The following is a 17,279-nucleotide window of genomic DNA, read 5'->3' as shown; positions in this document are numbered from 1 at the left end:
TCTGCTAAATCCGGACCATCATACCATCCGCAAGAGACATGCGGTAGGCGCGGAAGGCCGGCACCATGCTCACGATTGCGCCAGCAGCAATGACGGCCAGAATAACCCATAGCTCTCGTAAGGAAGGCGGCTCAATCGGGAGCCACAGACCGAAGGCAGCATCGACAAGCGGCTGGGCCACGACCAATCCGCCATAAAGCAGGCCAAGGCCAAGCACGGCACCGACTGCTGCCATTAGAGCGGCTTCAAGTACCAGAAGGCTCAGGATCACCCGCGGACGCGCGCCCATCGCACGAAAGATCGCCATCTCTCGGCGGCGTTCATTGAGGCTGGAAAAGATCGTGGCCATCATGCCGATCAATGCCGTGACGACGACCATTGTGGATACGGCAACCAGCGCCGTTTCAGCGATACCGACGATCTGCCACAACTCCTGAAGTGCCACGCCGGGCAGGATCGCGAGCAGTGGCTCGGCGGGATATTCGTTGATTGCGCGCTGCAGGCCGAACACCTGCAAGCGGCTTTTGACACCGACCAGCGCGGCGGTCACTGCCTTGGGCTCCAACTCCATGTTCCGGATCACATCTGTAGGGGTGGATTGCCCCGGCACCTTTGCCCCTCGCTGCCAGTCCACATGGATCGCCTCGATCGCTTCGAGGCTGACAATCACGGTGCGGTCCACAGGCGTACCCGTCTTTTCCAGAATGCCCGATACGCGAAACGGCTGATCCTCATGTTCGATAAAGGATGCGAGCCCGTGGGCCACCACGATGGGGTCACCAACCTTGTAGTTCAACGCTTTCGCCACATCCGCGCCAATCACAGTGTCAAAAAGGTCAGCCATGATCGCGCCATCCCTTACAGCCAAGGACTGGCCCGCGCGGTATTTGTAGCGGTCAAAGAAAGCGGTGGTGGTTCCCATCACTCGAAACTGGCGATGACTGTCCCCAAGCGAAATCGGTACGATCCAATCCACCTCGGGCCGTGCCGCGATGTCCTGATAGCTTTCCCAAGTCAGGTTGTTGGTCGCATTCCCGATGCGAAACACGGAATAAAGCAGCAACTGCACAGAGCCTGACCGCGCACCGATAATAAGGTCTGTTCCGGAGATCGTGTCAGCGAAGCTTGCCTTTGCCCCGGTGCGAACCTTCTCTACTCCCAGAAAGAGCGCGACCGATAGCGCGATGGCGAGCACTGTCATGCCAACCGTCAAAGCCCGCGCCATCAGGGACGCCAATGCCAGCCGCATGATCATGCGTGAGCCATCGCTGATCTGGAAATGTCCGACATGTGAATGACCCGATCAAAGTGATCCGACAGGCGGGCGTCGTGGCTGACCATAAGGAGTGTCGATCCAGATGCGCGTGCCTGCGCGAACAAAAGGTTAAGGAAGGTCGCTTGCGTCGCGGCATCCAGCGCTGATGTGGGCTCATCTGCGATGATAAGCGGGGGCGCACCAATTAATGCGCGTGCAGCGGCGACACGTTGCTGTTGACCAACGCTCAGCGTTCCGGCTTTAGCGTTTATCGCGTCTTCGGGCAGTCCCAAATTCAGACAAAGCGCCTTGGCGGTATCGGTGACCGGATCGGCTCGCGCGCGGCGTTCTGGCGCAAACCGCAGCGGAAGCAGGATGTTGTCCAGAACACTTGCGTAGGGCAGCAGATTGAACTGTTGAAAGATCAATCCGATCTGCTCCGCGCGAAACCGGTCGCGCTTTCCTGCTGATAGGCTTGCGATGTCGGTGCCTGAAAGATGAACGGTGCCGCTCTGTGGTGTGATTGTCCCGCAGATCAGCGACAGAAGCGTCGATTTCCCTGACCCGCTTTCTCCCAGAAGCAGAACACTTTCGGACCGGTCCAGTGTGAACTCGGGAAGGTCGAGCCCAAAGGACGCGCGGCCCGGCCAGGAGAATTTTACATCCCTCAGCGCAAGGATTGGATCAATGTCAGGCATGAACCGCTAGAACCTTTAGAACATGTTGCGCAGATCAAGTGTCGGCACGTCCCGCTCAACCTCGAACATAGAAGCACCCCGGTCTGAAATCACCTGCACCTCAAGCTCCAATGCGTTCGGGAAGGTGTCGAAATAAACGAAATCAATCTTTGTGACTTCGGCAGGGTATGCGCAGGACAGGGTGTAGGCCGCGTGGAACTCGGCGTGGCTCTCTTCGTTTTCGTGCTCTGCATGATCTTCTTCGCCGTGATCATGGTCTTCATGTTCGTCATGGTGCGCGTGTTCTTCGTGGTCATCTTCATCATGTTCGGCTTCCAAAGATGCGGTTGCAGTTACAACGGTGCAACCAGCTTCAGCTGGCAGGGCAAACAGATCCAAGGGACGCGCAAGGGTCGCGACAGCAGCACTTACTTTTGAACGGTCTTCGTCACTTGTTGCCACGTACTCGAACCCGACGATATCCGCCCCCGGTGCGTGAAGTTCGATCCCGATCTCGTTCCCTTCGAACGCTATGTTCAACTCTCCAACGCCATGCTCGTGGGAACCTTCCTGCCGCGTCTCTTCGGCAGATACATGACTGGCGGTAAGGATGAGGAGGGCGACAGGCGTGAATTTCAACATTTCAGTAATTCCTTCTGGGGCGGATTGACGGTTCAGTTGTGCACGCTTTGCCGTGGTCAACGGATTGGACTTGGCAAAAGAGAGGGCGAATGTCTCAACGGAAACGTGCCGCATTCACGAGGGATATCCAAGCCTCTGTCACCACGGCCAAGCGATTTTAGGCCGAAAAACAGAATCGCGCTCGATCGCTGCCAGTTAAATCGCAGCCGGTTTCAAAGATAGGCATTGCTTTGCGCAACCTTAGGTCGTCCATCTGGCAGGCTATGTATTCCATGCCGATAACCCTTCGGTTTGTTGTAAAATATATTTTAGCTATTTGGCTTTGATTATAGCACTGTCTGGCCAAGTAGTGTGCCGATCCTTCTCGATCTCGTAATATAGTTTAATTCTAAAGGATTTCTGAGGGATGCGCTGAAAACTGCGGCGCGGGCGGGACGGTTATAAGCCTCCATATTCCGCAATTGTTCGGCTTAGTTGACACTGACCTGTCTGACAAACCCTACATCTGCCGAAATTCTGACACATTTCTTCTCAAAAATGAGACTCGTAGAATTTGCGTTGAATAGGAATGGTTTCATGGCACGCATCTGGGTTTCCGGAAGTATTATCGTCACAGCGATCGCTGCACTGAAGACATACATCGTTTTGACGATTGCCCTGCCGGGGGTAAGTATGGATTTTGCGACTGTATCGGGGATGTTTGCCCTGTTCTTCGGTTTTACCGCAGCGGTTGCCTATATCAGTTTCAAGCAGCTAAGCTCATATATGGATTGGCAGCGGAAAGAGAAACTGGCCCCCGGTGCTGGTGAACCTGCTGCTAAAGAAACGGTCATTTTGCGCTATGCCTCTGATTGGGGTCTGTCCCAAGCTGAAGCGGATGTGGCAATTTTTGTGGTTAAGGGTTTTTCCAATAGCGAAATTGCCGAAATGCGCGGCAGTGCTATCGCAACAGTCAAATCGCAGCTTAGCCGTATCTATCAAAAATCGGGTCTTGAGACGCGTTATCAGTTGATTGGTTTTGTTACCGATGAGGTTTGCGGCATGGCCCATGAACCGAAAGTTACGAAAGTTCAGGTGATGACACGCAAGGTCTTGCCTCTTGTGGGCCGGTCCCAATCTGCCGGCTAAGCGATCCAAGAAATTCAGTTCATACAACCGGTCCGAAGGGGTCGGTTGTTTTGCGTTCGGATGCATCGGCATCCGGTTGAGTGACTGCATCCTCATCATCGCACCAGCCTTATAGGTTCGCAGTGGTGTCCGGTCAGGGTCAGTTCACCCTCGCCGAGGTTCACACCGATCGTTGAGAGAGTACCATCCAGCACTGCATCGACGGGTGTCGCGAGACCGGACAGCAGTTTTGCGGGCAGGATCGTCAATAGGTTCTCAACAACCGGCGCAGCCAGCCCTGCGATCAGTCCCGCCTGCTGCGGCTTTACCCGCAGCTCGGTTCTGTCTGAGGATAGAAGGCTCGTCACCGCTGTGGACAAAAGCTCACCGGACCCGAAGTGCTTTGTGATGTTGCCATCCGCGACCTCTGTATGAGTGAAGCTGAGCGTTTCTTGCTGGGACTGGCCGACGGCGACGTAGGATCGTGCCTGAATGACAACACCGGGAATGGTTAGGTCAATAAGCGGCGGCACCTTGACTGAAATAGAGACGGTCAGGAGGTCGGCAAATGCCAGCGTCGCGGGGTCGACAGGACCGGTGCCTTCGGGAAGCGTACCAAGATAGAGCGCAGCAACCGAAGTGCCGTTCATGGGATGCAGGGGTGTCGGTGACGTTTCAAACGACGCCGCGATACCTTGGGGCGAGGTGATGTGACACGCCATCCGATCCAGCGTGGCAGTTGACCCCGCCAGTTCGGTGTAGATGGGGACATGCAGCGACGCGACCTCGATGCCGACACCAAGCGGGCCCAAAAGATCAGGTTCTACTTCGATCTCTGACTCCAAGCGTATCGCCGCGCGGTGCAACTGAACGTCCTCTTCGCCCAGCGCGACCCAGCCCGATCTGGCGGGCGGTTCTCCGGCTACAAGGTTTGCTGTTGCGGACAGTACACCAGGAACGCTCACCGCAGTGTCCAGCGTTGTTCCATTCGCTGTGGTTTCAGCAGCGACCAGAGCTTTGATGACGTCCAGCGCTGATACCTCGATGTCGGCAAGGAATTCGGTAGCAGTCAGTCCAAGCTCTGTGTCGATCCCTCCGACCAAGGATGACACGTCAAATGTTGCTGATCCTGCGGCACCGGCAAGACCGCTTAGGCTGTTGGCAAGCGGACCGGTCAGGACGGATTGCAACGATGCAATGATGTCGCCGGCGGTTGTTGTGGCATTCAGGATTTCGGCGGGGTTGAGCGAACCTCCCCCGATGCGACTGTCCAACGCTTCCAGCAGGGATCCTAAATCGATGTCTGCGTCAGCAAGAAGTTGCATGTTCCCGATTGATATATTCGCGCCTGCGCCGAACCGCTGTTGCAGCGCATCGTTCAAGGACGCGCCGCCCAGTCGCACAAGGTGGCTATCCAGCGAGAAGCTCACAGCACCAGTACGCGAGGCAAGCGCGGTCCGGTCGAGAGTGATGTGAGTGTCATCCGTGAATATCTTGGCGAAGTGCAATGGCGCGTCATCTTGCAGGACAACGCGCACGGCATTCGTTTTGCGGTCACCTGCGGCCAGTGGTGTAAACCGGTCTTCGGGCGGGATCGCGGGGTTGCGCAGAAACCGTCCTGTTTGCAATTCGTCCAGCGCGCCGGGTGCTTTCGAATTTCGACCCATTGTATGCAGCGCACGTGCATTCGCATCGTCAGGTAAGGCAACGGCGCTTATGGCTGCCAGATCACTGACCGACTGCAACTGCGCCCGTTCGCGGTAAAGCGACGCGGTATCGACGCCCAGTGCGACAAAACCCATCAGGACAACCAGCAACAGCGACACGATAATCGCGACGGCACCGTCTTCGGCGCGCTTGAAACGGATGAGCCATTCAATACGCAAGGTAGGCGCTTCCGTTGATGCTAGTGATGTCGAGCCCAAGAAGGTTGTTGGCGATCCCGAGCATAGACCCGTCAACCGCATAGGCCACTGTCACCGTAATGCCTTCGGGGTTGCCCCCCTCGAAAACGACAGTTGGGCTGACTGACGCGGGCGTGAGCAACGGATATCTGCTGCCTGCCTCTGACAAATAGTTGTTGGCGAGCGCTGATCGCTCTGTCTGGTTCAATCCGGTGACAGAGGCGCGGGCAGCACCCGCGGCAAGCTGGTTCACAGAATGGTTGATACCGATGAAATAGCCCAAAGTGATGATGCCGAACAAAAGACCAAATAGCAGCGGCGCAATCAGGGCAAACTCGACGGCTACTGCACCGGATTCGTTGCGGCGGAAAAAGTTCAGGCGGTCGATCAACGGGGTTCGCATTTGGCTCATCCTCCGGAAATGATGTTGTCGAAGACGCTCAGCACAGCGGGACCGATCAGCACTACAAATACAGCAGGCATGATGAAGAAGATCAGCGGCAGGGTCATGATGACGGGCAACCTTGCTGCTTGCTCTTCCACCGCCATCAGACGGTTGGAGCGCTGCTCGGCGATCAGTGTGCGCATGGCGCGGGAAAACGGCGTGCCGTAGGTGTCTGATTGATCGAGTGTTTGTGTAAACACGCCGATTTCAGGCAAAGGCGCGCGGATGTTCAATTTGTCATAGGCGTTGCGGCGGTCGTTGGTCATCCGCATCTCTGCAACCATCTGACGGATTTCCTGCGCAAGCTCTGGACTGGTCGAGGCAAGCTCGGTGGCGACGCGTTGCAAAGCGGGCTGCGGGCCAAGACCCGCCTCCGACGCGATGACGAGCAGTTCGAGCATATCGGGAAAACCGCGCCGTATGTTGGCAAGGCGGGTTTTGCGATTTTGGGAGACCTGAAAATCAACACCCTTTGAAATGGTCAGCGCAACTGCAATGACGGCACCGGCAGGCATCATCATGTCGATGCCGAACGGGTAGTTCATCAACACCCATGGGATGCCGGTCACCACAGCGGCAAGCGGCAGCACGGTCTTGAGGAAGGCATAGATCAACAGGGCATCGCGGCTGCGGTATCCGGCCGAAGAAAGCTCTGCTGCCGTCTCGCGGGCTTCACCCCCAAGAACAACGGAAAACCGTTCTCCTACCTGCACAACCAGATGGCGTAACTGCGCTATCAGATGAGAGAGGCTACTGCCCTGCCGGCCTTGTGTCGAGGCACTGCGCAGCGGTGCAGAGCCTGTTGCCCGCGCAAGACGCTTGGTTTGTTGCATGCGCTGGCTCTCGAAACGCACAAGTGCCGCCATCCCGAGCATGGTGAGGGCAAGACCGGCAAAGGCCAGCCAGGTGACATATTGCATGACGTTATCAGACATCGAGCTTGCCCATCTTCATCATCATGAGAACACCCAACCCGATGCTTACAAGCGCTACGGCTGCCATGATCTGCCCGCGCAGGTCGGAATAAAGCGGGGTAAGGTAAGACCCGTTCAAAAGGCCGATAGTCAGCATCACAGCGAAAGGGAGGGCGGCAAGGATCATGGCACTTGCGCGTGCCTCGGACGTCAATGCACGGGCTTTCTTTTTCAACTTGCGACGCTCTCTCAGCTGCCCGGCAAGGCCTTCCATTGTCTCGATCAGATTGCCGCCGGTTTCAGACTGAAGCGATGTTGCGACCGAGAAAAAGCTGACTTCGGGCGTCGGGATGCGCAGCTCCAACCGGCCAAGGCTGTCAGGAAGGCTTGTTCCCATTCGGATTTCATCATGGCAGCGGGAGAACTCACGATGAACCGGACCGGTCGCATTATCCACGACAATTGACAGAGAATCCGACACTGGCCGCCCCGCGCGTAATCCTCTGGCAAACACATCAAGCGCTTCAGGCAAATCAGCCGTAAAGTCGGTGCGGTAGCGTGCCTTTGCCATGCGCAGCCAAAGCAGCGTGATCGTGACAGGCAGACCGACAGCAATCGGCAGGGCCAAGAGCGGGTGCAGCCCAAGCAACAGAACCGACAGAGCGTAAAGCCCCAAGATCCCCAGTGATACCTGCACAAGAAGCTCCGCTACGCTGGTGCGCAGGTTGGTCTGGGCCAGTTCACGCTCGATAGCGATAGAAAAGCTGTGTTTGTCGTCCTTGGCCTTGGCACTTTTTTCACGGGCCTTTACCGGTGTTTCGACACTCTGTGTCCGCACGCGGCGCAACCTGTCCTGATGGCGGCGGCGCTTGCGGTCCGCCAGAACGAGCAGAGCCAACACCAATCCGACGAAAACAAACAGGCCAACCAAAAAGAGGGCGACGCTCAAGCTCATGATCTGCCTCCGAGTATTGATGCAAGTTCATCCCCGACGCCATATTCTGCGGCCCGCGTCGCAAATTTCGGTTGGAAACCGGAGTAACGGAATTCACCCCTGACGGCGGTTCGGGTGCTGGACGGATCAGTGTGGAACGCGAACAGTTCTTGCAAGGTGATCGCGTCACCTTCCAAACCTGCGATTTCCGATATTGATGTAATACGGCGTTTGCCGTCGCGCATGCGGGATACCTGTACGATCAGATGCACCGCGTCGGTCAGCTGACGGCGCACAACACCGGCGCCGGGTGCAAAGCCCGCAAGCGCGGCCATGCTTTCTACCCGCGTCAGCGCCTCGCGGGGAGAGTTGGCGTGCAGGGTGCTCATGGAGCCGTCATGGCCGGTGTTCATGGCCTGCAACAGATCGAGCACTTCATCGCCGCGAATTTCGCCGATGATGATCCGGTCCGGCCGCATCCGCAACGCGTTGCGGACCAGCGTCCGCATTGTCACTTCGCCAGTCCCCTCAACGTTCGACGGGCGGGTTTCAAAGCGGACGACATGCGGTTGCTGAAAACGTAGTTCGGCGGCATCCTCGATTGTCACCAGACGCTCACCTTCGGGAATGAACTGCGACATCGCGTTCATCAAAGTGGTTTTACCGGATCCCGTACCGCCGGATACCAGCACGTTGAGGCGCAAAAAGGCTGCAAGTTCCAGAAAGGACGCCATCTGCGCCGTCATGCTGCCGCCTTCGACAAGGCTATCCAGATTGATCGGGTTGGTTGGGAATTTGCGGATGGTGATTGTCGGCCCGTCGATGGCAAGTGGCGGTACTGCCACGTTGACGCGGCTGCCATCTTCGAGGCGGGCGTCAACCATTGGTTGGGATTCATCAATACGACGACCGACAGCGGCGACGATGCGGCTTGCGACGGCAAAAACATGCGCGTTGTCGCGAAACCGGATGGAGGTCAGTTCAAGCTTGCCGGACCGTTCGACGTAAACCTGATGCGGTCCGTTTACCATGATGTCGGTAACGCGGTCATCGGCCAGCAGGGCCTCAAGCGGGCCAAGACCCAGCATGTCTGCCAGGACCACACGCACCAGATCGGACACCTCCTGTCCGTTCAGATGCATTTTGCGGTCTTCCGACAGCTTGCGGATACTATCGTGGATAGACCGTTCCTGATCGGCGCGGGGCAATCCGGTAAGCTCCGAGAAGTCGAGGATCTCGGACAAGGCGCGGATCATATCACTCGACAGCGTCATCATCTCGGATGAGCTGCCAGCAGTATTTACGACCGAGGGGCGCGCGATGGTCTGAGCATCGGGTTGCGGCGCTTGGGCCAGACGGGGGGCGGTTTGCACCTCAACTGGTGTATGTGCGTTAGGTGCCGCGGTGCTCTGGTTGTTCCCTTCAAGGGCTGCAACCGCATCAGACAAGATCTGACGCTGCAAGGCCAGCGGCCAAATTGCCTCCGAACTTTCCACGACAAAGGTCACGGCAACATTTGCGCGTTCCGCCGGAGAAAGACCCTCGGCATCTATCTGCTCTGCGATAGCAAGAACCTGCTCCAGTGTGTCGCGCAATGACGGCTGAGAGACATGTAATGTCATCCGAACACTCTTTTGATCAGAGATTTGCGCGTTGGCTTCTCGGGGGTGGAGGTGGTCTCCATCGCGGTGGTCCAGATTTTGCGGACGGCGCTGGCATATGCGCCTTTGGGCTGGCTTTCGATAAGCGGGCGTGCCGCACGATGAGCACGCAACAGCGCTTTGCCACACTCGGGCAGCGTCACCGCAATTGGCAGACCTATGGTCGCGGCAACGTCTTTGTGGGAAAGACCGGCATCCTTGCGAACCTCGGATAACACCGGAACGATGCGAAGGTCAGGATGCTCGCCCGAGAGCCGTTCGATGACGCGGGTCGCAGTGGTGACGCCGGAGAACCCTGCGGGGATCACAAGAACAAGCGTGTCTATCTGGGCTGTCAGCTCGATTTCCTGCATCATGAGGGTGCGGGGCAAATCAATGACCACCGCATCAAATTCCGTGCGCAATGCTGGTAGAATACGCGACAGTCCACTCTCGTAAGATAACACATTCTGACCAGCGCGTGCTTGGTGGGAATACATCGAAAAGTGATCGCTCACGTGATCCATTGTGGCGTTGAGAAAGGTCGTATCAACGCGGTCCGGTGCTTTTAAAGCTTCGAACAATCCGACCGTTTCATCGCGGTCCAGATCAATCGCTTGAGAGCCGAAGTGTAGATCAGCATCGAGCAGAGCAGTACGATTGGTGTTCCCCTTCGTGCCACCAGCATGAAAGGATAGGTTCTGGGCCAACAGACTGGCGCCGACACCGCCCGTGCAACCGGCGACCGCAACAACTGGGCTAAGCGTCACAGGTTGTGGCGGCGCTGCTTCGATCGGGTTTGGCTGGCGGGGGGCCTCACGCTCTACTGATAGTATGTCATCGGCGGTGACGGGAAAGGCAAAGTATTCAAGCGCGCCGGACTTTAACAACGCGCGGTAGGTCCCGATATCAGTCTGCTCGCCCAGTACAATCACGTCGGCACCGGTACGGCAGATCTCCGAGACACATTCGCAGGCCATCTCGACAGGGATATTGCCAATTTCGGTCAGGACGATGTCGACATCGGGCAAGCTCTCGCTCATCCGGCCTGCACCGCTTAACCCTCCACCGTGCAACAGGTTGGAGTTGCCACCGTTCCGCTCCACCACACTTCGCGCCACAGTGGCACCCTGATCGGTGCAGACATAGGCGGCAATCCGGGTAACTTCGCGGACAGGTTTTGCGTCGAACGGCATTTGGAGGATCCTTGATTGAAGGGCAGCGGAAAATAGCGAAGGGGCGCACACCGCCTTGCGGGCGGTGCACGCTTGATCCCGAGTTAGCTGCCGCTGGATGTTTCGCCGTTCAACGTTGTCCTGATTTCGTTGTAAGAAGAGTTCGTGTCTTCCCCAAGCAGCGTCACTGTGCCGATAATGGCACCACCAATCAAAGCCGCCATCAGGGCGTATTCAATCGCAGTTGCACCGCTTTCGTCGTTTTTGAATTTGCGGGCAAATGTCTGGATGGATGTGATGATGTTGGTCATTTCGTGGTCTCGCTTTCAAGTACTGTTGAATGGGTCGGAAATGACCCGGGATGAAATCGAAACTGATCTGATTTTAGCGATTTAGATATCCGCCGTCGGTCGTACCGAAGCACGTGCCACCTAAGGATGCAGGTGTATCATACCAAGGTCGTACGGCTTTCAGCCCGCTTTGTGGCGAGCCCCCGAAGGTCATGTGGCGGTTCTGTGGCAGCTTGCGTCAAACTGCTTTTTCGACCTTTAGCGCCGCCGAAAAGCAACCGCCGGTTTCGGTGCTGGCGGTCAATATTTGGGAATTTAGCAGCAGAATCGAAGGGGTTCGAAAAAGGAAACAGGCGACTTTAGAATCGCTTCTGAGTGCTGGAAACTGTCGCGGTTGGACCCCGCTGTCGGTGGTTTGGACAGAGCGTTGCCGTTGGTTGAAAAAACCGCGGCTGGTCTAACAATGACGGCGAAGACGGGTGCGCGGAAACAGCGGCCTTCTAGCTCAACAGAGCTTCCTCCATAACCGTTTTACTGAGAGATCGGCAGCAGGGGTATTTTGAAGCTGAATGTCGTCATATCGCGTTCGCTCACGACCTCGGTCCGACCATTATGCGCTGTGGCGATGGACGACACGATGTAGAGCCCAAGGCCAAGCCCTTCTCCTGCCGCGTGAACACCGCGCCGGAATGGGTTGAACAAGTCTTGCCGCAATTCTTCAGGCACGGCGGGACCTTTATTTGCGACGCTGATTTCAATGCCGTCTTTATTGATAAGCCCTTGAACGCGGATTGGCGTGCCCGGCGTGCTGTAACGAACGGCATTCGATAGAAGGTTTGAAATCGCTTGTGCGACGCGCGGTGCATCGCAACTCACCGGTCGGTCGAAATTCAGATCAAGTTCGATCTCATGCTCAGGAGTTGCAGCGCGCGTCTCTTCGACGACCTGCGTTATGGCCTCGGTCAGTGGGGCATCGGACTGGGCAGAGATACGAATGCCGCCGCCCAAGCGCGCCTTGGCATGCAGCATGATGTTTTCGATGAGATCGTTCATCCGGCGCAGGGACGATCGCATCATCGGAAGAATGTTCTGCGCCTTTTCTGTCATCGGCTCGGTGCTCAGCTGTCTGAAACCGGCATCAAGTGCGGCGACTGGATTGCGCAGGTCGTGCCCCAGAACTGCGACGAACTCCTCTTGTATGCGACTTAACTTTCGCTCGTGCGCGATCATGTCTTCATGCGCTTCCAGGCGCTCTTCTGTTTCCAGACTTTGACCAATAATATCGGCGAACATCTCCAGCATTGCTATTGAACGCGGATGTTTCACATCGCGCGGCTCCGGGTCGATTGCGCAAAGCGTGCCAAAGAACGTCCCGTCACTGCGATGAATCGGGATCGAGGCGTAACTCACAATGCCGAACTTGGCCGCAATCGGATGATCTCGGTAGACATCATCGGTCGCCGTGTCGTTGAAAATGACTTTGTTTGAAGTGTCTCGGACGGATTGGCAGAAGGTCGACTGGATTTCAATCTCGTCGCCCGGATGCAAACCGAAGTTGACTTCGTCCACGGTGCGGCATGCGACCCAATGATCTTCAGTCACCCGCGCGACAGCGGCAAATCGCATATTCGTAGCCAGCATGACCGTTTCTAGAATTGTGCCGATCAAGGCACTATCAGCCAGCATTTCAATATCACTCTGGAACTTGTGCGTTCCTTCCAAAAAGGCAGCGTGATCTTGTATAGTCGCTTGTCGCTCGGCCAGATCGTTCATTCAGATTTCCTCACGCCTGGTCCCACACTGGGACGCGGGTTTGTTCTGCAAAGAATATAGAGCGTATCCTGCGCGTTATAATAGTTGGACATCGCGCGCATAGGCAAGACTCCAGCAGGTTCCGGGCAGATCGGCATCCTTGGACCTTAGATGCAACCAAAACGCCACCAGCGAGGCTAACACTTCGGTCGCTCTCGCATTCGCCGCAGGTTCTTCGGGGCTCTCTAATGAAGTAACGCGTCCCGCCTTTGCGGATGGTTTGCCGTTATGAATTGGAGTTTTATATGAACGACGCCTTGGCTGGCTACGCTAGAAAGCCAATACTAATCAGTATGTTGTTCCGGAAAAGTGGTGCCCAGGAGAGGACTCGAACCTCCACACCGTTGCCAGTACTAGCACCTGAAGCTAGCGCGTCTACCATTCCGCCACCTGGGCAGGTCACGTGATGGCGTCTCCTAAGGGGCGGGGTGGGTAGTGTCAATTGGAAACTTGGTCAATTTACCAGTTTATCACGGCATCAGACCGTTTTAACCAATTGCCGCTTGTCCGGGTCTTTTCAGGCGGGTACATCAATGACTGAAACACGGCCCCAAACGGGAGAGTATCCATGTCCAAACTGGTAACGGTCTATGGCGGTTCAGGCTTTGTCGGGCGCTACATTGTAAGGCGTATGGCCAAGGCGGGCTGGCGCGTACGGGTTGCTGTCCGGCGTCCTAACGAGGCGCTATTCGTTAAGCCGTATGGCGTTGTCGGGCAGGTCGAACCGATTTTGTGCAATATCCGCGATGACGATTCTGTGCGTGCCGCGATGGTGGGTGCGGATGCGGTTGTGAACTGCGTTGGTATTCTGGTGGAAAATGGCAAGAACCGTTTTGATGCGGTTCAGGCAGAAGGACCTGAACGGATCGCACGCCTTGCTGCGGAAAACGGTGTCACACAGATGGTTCATGTCTCTGCCATTGGTGCTGACATGGAATCTTCTAGCGATTACGCAGCCAGCAAGGGCGAAGGCGAGGCTGGTGTGCTCAAGCATATGCCTCAGGCGATGATCCTGCGGCCTTCAATCGTTTTTGGACCTGAGGACCAGTTCTTTAACAGATTTGCGGGTATGACGCGGATGAGCCCCGTTTTGCCTGTGGCGGGCGGCGATACACTATTCCAGCCGGTTTATGTGGATGATATCGCACGTGCCGCCGTTATGGGGGTGACCGGTGCAGCACCCGGCGGCATTTACGAGCTGGGCGGCCCCGAGACTGATACGTTCCGTGGACTGATGGAGCGTATGCTGAACGTCGTTCATCGTCGTCGCTTGATCCTGAACCTTCCCAAGTGGATTGCGGGGATCATGGCGTTCAGTTTTGACATGCTACAGGCGGTCACATTCGGTCTTTTGACAAATAATATGTTGACCCGTGACCAGCTAAAGAACCTATCCAATGACAACGTAGTTGCAGACGGGGCAATGGGTTTTGCCGATCTGGGTATCCAGCCTGTCGCGATGGAATCGGTTCTGGCGGACTATTTGTGGCGCTTCCGGCCATCGGGCCAGTACGACGCGATCAAAACATCGGCGCAAAACCTCCGCAATAACTGATGGAGCCATCAACAACACTCGTAGCGGCGTTTCTTGGGCTGCTTGAAGGCCTGACCGAGTTCATTCCCGTTTCTTCGACTGGCCATCTTTTGTTGGCGGGACATTTCCTCGGGTTTGAAAGTGCGGGCCGTGCGTTTGAGGTGGTGATCCAGTTGGGCGCGGTGTTGGCGATCCTGACGATTTACGCGGGCAGGTTGATTTCGGTTTTCAGGGCCGCCCCCCATGATCCGCAGGCACGTCGGTTTATTCTTTCTATCCTGATTGCTTTTCTGCCTGCTGCTGTCATCGGCGTGTTGGCGCATGGATTTATCAAAACGGTCTTGTTCGAGACACCCATGCTCATCGCTGTGATGCTGGTTGTGGGGGGCGTGATCCTGTTGCTGGTTGAGCGGATAGCGCCTGAGCCGACGCATGATGATGCGATGGCGTTCCCGTTACTGATGGCGTTGAAAATCGGGTTTATTCAGTGTCTCGCGATGATACCCGGCACCTCGCGGTCCGGATCCACTATCGTGGGGGCGTTGCTTTTGGGGGCAAGCAAGCGAGCTGCCGCAGAGTTTTCGTTCTTTCTATCGATGCCGACGATGGCGGGCGCATTCACCTATGATCTCTACAAGAACCGCGATGTTCTTGATGCGGCTGCCCTGAATGAAATTGCGGTTGGCTTTGTGTTCGCTTTCATAGCTGCGGTTCTCGTTGTGAAGTGGTTGCTGGGATATGTCAGCAGGCATGGGTACGCTCTGTTCGGATGGTGGAGAATCCTTGTTGGCGGTGCTGCGATTATTGCGCTGACAGCTGGTTATTGACGACAAGGTCCGAAACGGACCTTAATTTCCCCGCAACGTTGAGGTTTCTATTCCAAAATCGAGATTTTTCCGTATATAGGTCAGCATTGCTGTCTTTTATTCCATTTTGCGCTCGGATACGAGGAGGGACTGGCAGCGACAGCTAAGGAAAGATCATGGCGAAGCAACCGATGTTAAAATTTGTGAATGTCGAGCGGGATATGCCGGAGAAGCGGCCACCTGATCTGCGTCGCACAGACTTCAAAGAGATCTACGCCGAGTATGCGGATGCGAAGGCTAAAGAACAGTCCAGTCGCTGTAGCCAGTGTGGCGTACCGTATTGCCAGAGCCATTGCCCCCTGCACAACAACATTCCCGATTGGCTGCGTTTGACAGCTGAAGGGCGTTTGCAGGAAGCCTACGAAGTCTCGCAAGCGACAAACACGTTTCCCGAGATCTGCGGACGTATTTGCCCGCAAGACCGCCTTTGTGAAGGCAACTGCGTGATTGAGCAGTCCGGTCATGGGACGGTCACCATCGGGTCGGTCGAGAAGTACATTACCGACACCGCGTGGGAAGAAGGCTGGGTTCAGCCCATTAAACCACACGCGGAACGTACCGAAAGTGTCGGAATTATTGGTGCCGGGCCTGGTGGTCTGGCGGCGGCGGATGTGCTGCGCAGGCAGGGTGTGCAGGTCACCATATATGACCGCTACGACCGTGCCGGCGGGCTTCTGACCTACGGCATTCCGGGCTTCAAGCTTGAGAAAGATGTCGTGATGCGGCGCAACGAACAGCTTGAGCAGGGCGGCGTGACGTTCGAGCTTAACTGCGATGTTGGTGTTGATATCAGTTTTGCCGACATCCGCGCCAAGCATGATGCTGTCATCATCGCCACGGGTGTCTACAAAACACGCGAGATTCAGGCCCCCGGTGTCGGGGTTCATGGATTAGAGCGTGCGATTGATTTTCTGACGGCAAGCAATCGCAAGAGCTTTGGTGACGCCGTCGAGGAATTTGATTCTGGCCGCATGGATGCCAAAGGCAAACGTGTCGTGGTTATCGGTGGGGGCGACACGGCAATGGACTGTGTACGCACTTCTATCCGTCAGGGTGCCGAAAGCGTTAAGTGTCTCTACCGCCGTGACCGTGCGAATATGCCGGGCAGCCAACGTGAAGTGGCTAATGCCGAAGAAGAGGGCGTTCAGTTCGAATGGCTGACCGCGCCCAAAGGGTTTGTCGGTGATCCCGTCACCGGCGTGATGGTGCAAAAGATGCGTTTGGGCGCACCGGATGCAACAGGGCGTCAGGCACCAGAGGTGATTGAGGGTGCGGATTACGTCGAAGACGCCGATCTGGTCATCATGGCGCTGGGGTTTGAGCCGGAAGACCTGCCAACCCTCTGGGGTGAAGCAGATCTGCCAGTGACACGCTGGGGTACGATCACAACGGAATATGTCACGGGTGCAACGGCGCTTGAGGGTGTTTACGCCGTTGGTGATATCGTGCGCGGTGCGTCCTTGGTCGTCTGGGCAATTAAAGACGGACGCGATTGCGCCGAGGCTATTTTGGCAAAAATGGACGCCAAGACGGTATTGGCGGCCGAGTAGGCCCTCGAAACTCGCAAAGCGTCACAGGCTTACAAGGGTGCACTTCGAGCCTGCACGTTCGATCAGAAGATTGGGTAAAGAAAGCTGACCCGTATGACCGGAAGAATGAAAAATGTCTGAACCAATCAGCGGCCAGTGTTTGTGCGGCGCGGTTCAGGTGACTGCGTCAGTGGATGCCCCCAAACTGCGGGCCTGCCATTGCGACATGTGCCGTAAGCACACGTCAGGTGCCTTCTTCTCGATCGAGACTCTGGCGGACAGCATCACAGTTACCGGACCGGCCAAGGCCTACAAGTCGTCAGAGTGGGCCGGACGCGGGTTCTGCGAAATCTGCGGATCAACGCTGTGGTACGAGACAAACCATGATGGCGTGCGCAACCTGGCGGCAGGTTTGTTCGCAAATGCAGGCGGCGGTACGATGACGGCAGAGTTTTTCGCGGATCAATGCCCGACAGGATATTCCTTTGCCGGGACGCACAAGAAATTGACGACACAAGAGACAATCGCGCTGTTTGCGCCGGATGAGGAGTAAGC

Annotated in this window: 16 protein-coding genes and 1 tRNA gene; 5 read left to right on the top strand and 12 right to left on the bottom strand. The window is 56.3% G+C overall.

The features are described from left to right. Window positions 1-4: 4 nt before the first annotated feature. Genes Z946_RS0107540 through Z946_RS0107530 form a run of 3 tightly spaced genes read right to left on the bottom strand, consistent with a single transcriptional unit; the run spans window position 5 to window position 2,688 of the window. Window positions 5-1,255, bottom strand: coding sequence for an ABC transporter permease (locus tag Z946_RS0107540; RefSeq protein ID WP_025055116.1), 1,251 nt, complete (start codon window positions 1,253-1,255; stop codon window positions 5-7). Further along, entirely contained in the window at window positions 1,252-1,953 is a 702-nt protein-coding gene (locus tag Z946_RS0107535) for an ABC transporter ATP-binding protein (RefSeq protein ID WP_025055115.1), read from the bottom strand. Before Z946_RS0107535 ends, Z946_RS0107540 begins: the two co-directional genes overlap by 4 nt. Before the next feature lie 15 nt (window positions 1,954-1,968). Continuing rightward, on the bottom strand, window positions 1,969-2,688 hold the full coding sequence (locus Z946_RS0107530) for a DUF2796 domain-containing protein (RefSeq protein WP_241461312.1): 720 nt from the start codon (window positions 2,686-2,688) through the stop codon (window positions 1,969-1,971). Window positions 2,689-3,150: 462 nt separating this feature from the next. Here Z946_RS0107530 and Z946_RS21045 point away from each other — a divergent pair, with 462 nt between their 5' ends. Continuing rightward, complete coding sequence (locus Z946_RS21045) at window positions 3,151-3,702, top strand: helix-turn-helix transcriptional regulator (protein WP_025055113.1); 552 nt, start codon at window positions 3,151-3,153, stop codon at window positions 3,700-3,702. A gap of 95 nt (window positions 3,703-3,797) precedes the next feature. Here Z946_RS21045 and Z946_RS0107520 read toward each other — a convergent pair whose 3' ends face one another. The 9 genes from Z946_RS0107520 to Z946_RS0107480 all read right to left on the bottom strand — a co-directional run bounded on the left by Z946_RS0107520 (window position 3,798) and on the right by Z946_RS0107480 (window position 13,191). Beyond that, entirely contained in the window at window positions 3,798-5,567 is a 1,770-nt protein-coding gene (locus Z946_RS0107520) for a pilus assembly protein TadG-related protein (RefSeq protein ID WP_025055112.1), read from the bottom strand. Beyond that, entirely contained in the window at window positions 5,557-5,988 is a 432-nt protein-coding gene (locus tag Z946_RS0107515) for a TadE/TadG family type IV pilus assembly protein (RefSeq protein WP_025055111.1), read from the bottom strand. The genes Z946_RS0107520 and Z946_RS0107515 overlap by 11 nt, the downstream gene beginning before the upstream one ends. Window positions 5,989-5,993: 5 nt before the next feature. Further along, entirely contained in the window at window positions 5,994-6,965 is a 972-nt protein-coding gene (locus Z946_RS20535) for a type II secretion system F family protein (protein WP_025055110.1), read from the bottom strand. Then, window positions 6,958-7,899 (bottom strand): type II secretion system F family protein, encoded by a 942-nt coding sequence (locus Z946_RS20530; protein WP_025055109.1) that lies wholly within the window; start codon window positions 7,897-7,899, stop codon window positions 6,958-6,960. The genes Z946_RS20535 and Z946_RS20530 overlap by 8 nt, the downstream gene beginning before the upstream one ends. Beyond that, on the bottom strand, window positions 7,896-9,500 hold the full coding sequence (locus Z946_RS0107500) for a TadA family conjugal transfer-associated ATPase (RefSeq protein ID WP_025055108.1): 1,605 nt from the start codon (window positions 9,498-9,500) through the stop codon (window positions 7,896-7,898). Before Z946_RS0107500 ends, Z946_RS20530 begins: the two co-directional genes overlap by 4 nt. Then, window positions 9,497-10,714 carry a CpaE/TadZ family protein gene (locus Z946_RS0107495; protein ID WP_025055107.1) on the bottom strand — a complete coding sequence of 406 codons (1,218 nt, stop codon included), beginning with the start codon at window positions 10,712-10,714 and terminating at the stop codon, window positions 9,497-9,499. Before Z946_RS0107495 ends, Z946_RS0107500 begins: the two co-directional genes overlap by 4 nt. An 83-nt stretch (window positions 10,715-10,797) precedes the next feature. Further along, window positions 10,798-11,004 (bottom strand): Flp family type IVb pilin, encoded by a 207-nt coding sequence (locus Z946_RS0107490; protein WP_052836082.1) that lies wholly within the window; start codon window positions 11,002-11,004, stop codon window positions 10,798-10,800. 510 nt (window positions 11,005-11,514) lie between these two features. After that, complete coding sequence (locus tag Z946_RS0107485) at window positions 11,515-12,756, bottom strand: GAF domain-containing sensor histidine kinase (protein ID WP_025055105.1); 1,242 nt, start codon at window positions 12,754-12,756, stop codon at window positions 11,515-11,517. Between the two features lie 349 nt (window positions 12,757-13,105). Next, window positions 13,106-13,191, bottom strand: a tRNA-Leu gene (locus Z946_RS0107480). A 172-nt stretch (window positions 13,192-13,363) separates the two neighbouring features. Here Z946_RS0107480 and Z946_RS0107475 point away from each other — a divergent pair. The 4 genes from Z946_RS0107475 to Z946_RS0107460 all read left to right on the top strand — a co-directional run bounded on the left by Z946_RS0107475 (window position 13,364) and on the right by Z946_RS0107460 (window position 17,277). Beyond that, the gene (locus Z946_RS0107475; RefSeq protein ID WP_025055104.1) at window positions 13,364-14,350 is read left to right on the top strand and encodes a complex I NDUFA9 subunit family protein; all 987 of its coding nucleotides are present in this window, start codon (window positions 13,364-13,366) and stop codon (window positions 14,348-14,350) included. Continuing rightward, window positions 14,350-15,156, top strand: coding sequence for an undecaprenyl-diphosphate phosphatase (locus Z946_RS0107470; protein ID WP_025055103.1), 807 nt, complete (start codon window positions 14,350-14,352; stop codon window positions 15,154-15,156). The genes Z946_RS0107475 and Z946_RS0107470 overlap by 1 nt, the downstream gene beginning before the upstream one ends. Window positions 15,157-15,311: 155 nt before the next feature. After that, a complete protein-coding gene (locus Z946_RS0107465; protein ID WP_025055102.1) occupies window positions 15,312-16,745 on the top strand; it encodes an NAD(P)-dependent oxidoreductase in 1,434 nt (477 codons plus the stop codon). Window positions 16,746-16,857: 112 nt separating this feature from the next. Further along, window positions 16,858-17,277, top strand: coding sequence for a GFA family protein (locus Z946_RS0107460; RefSeq protein WP_025055101.1), 420 nt, complete (start codon window positions 16,858-16,860; stop codon window positions 17,275-17,277). The last annotated feature ends 2 nt before the right edge of the window (window positions 17,278-17,279 follow it).

Origin of the sequence: Sulfitobacter noctilucicola, from assembly GCF_000622385.1 — a bacterium.
In the GTDB taxonomy this organism is placed as follows: domain Bacteria; phylum Pseudomonadota; class Alphaproteobacteria; order Rhodobacterales; family Rhodobacteraceae; genus Sulfitobacter; species Sulfitobacter noctilucicola.
Note: the sequence above shows the minus strand (reverse complement) of the source record. Positions and strands in the feature narration are given on the sequence as shown.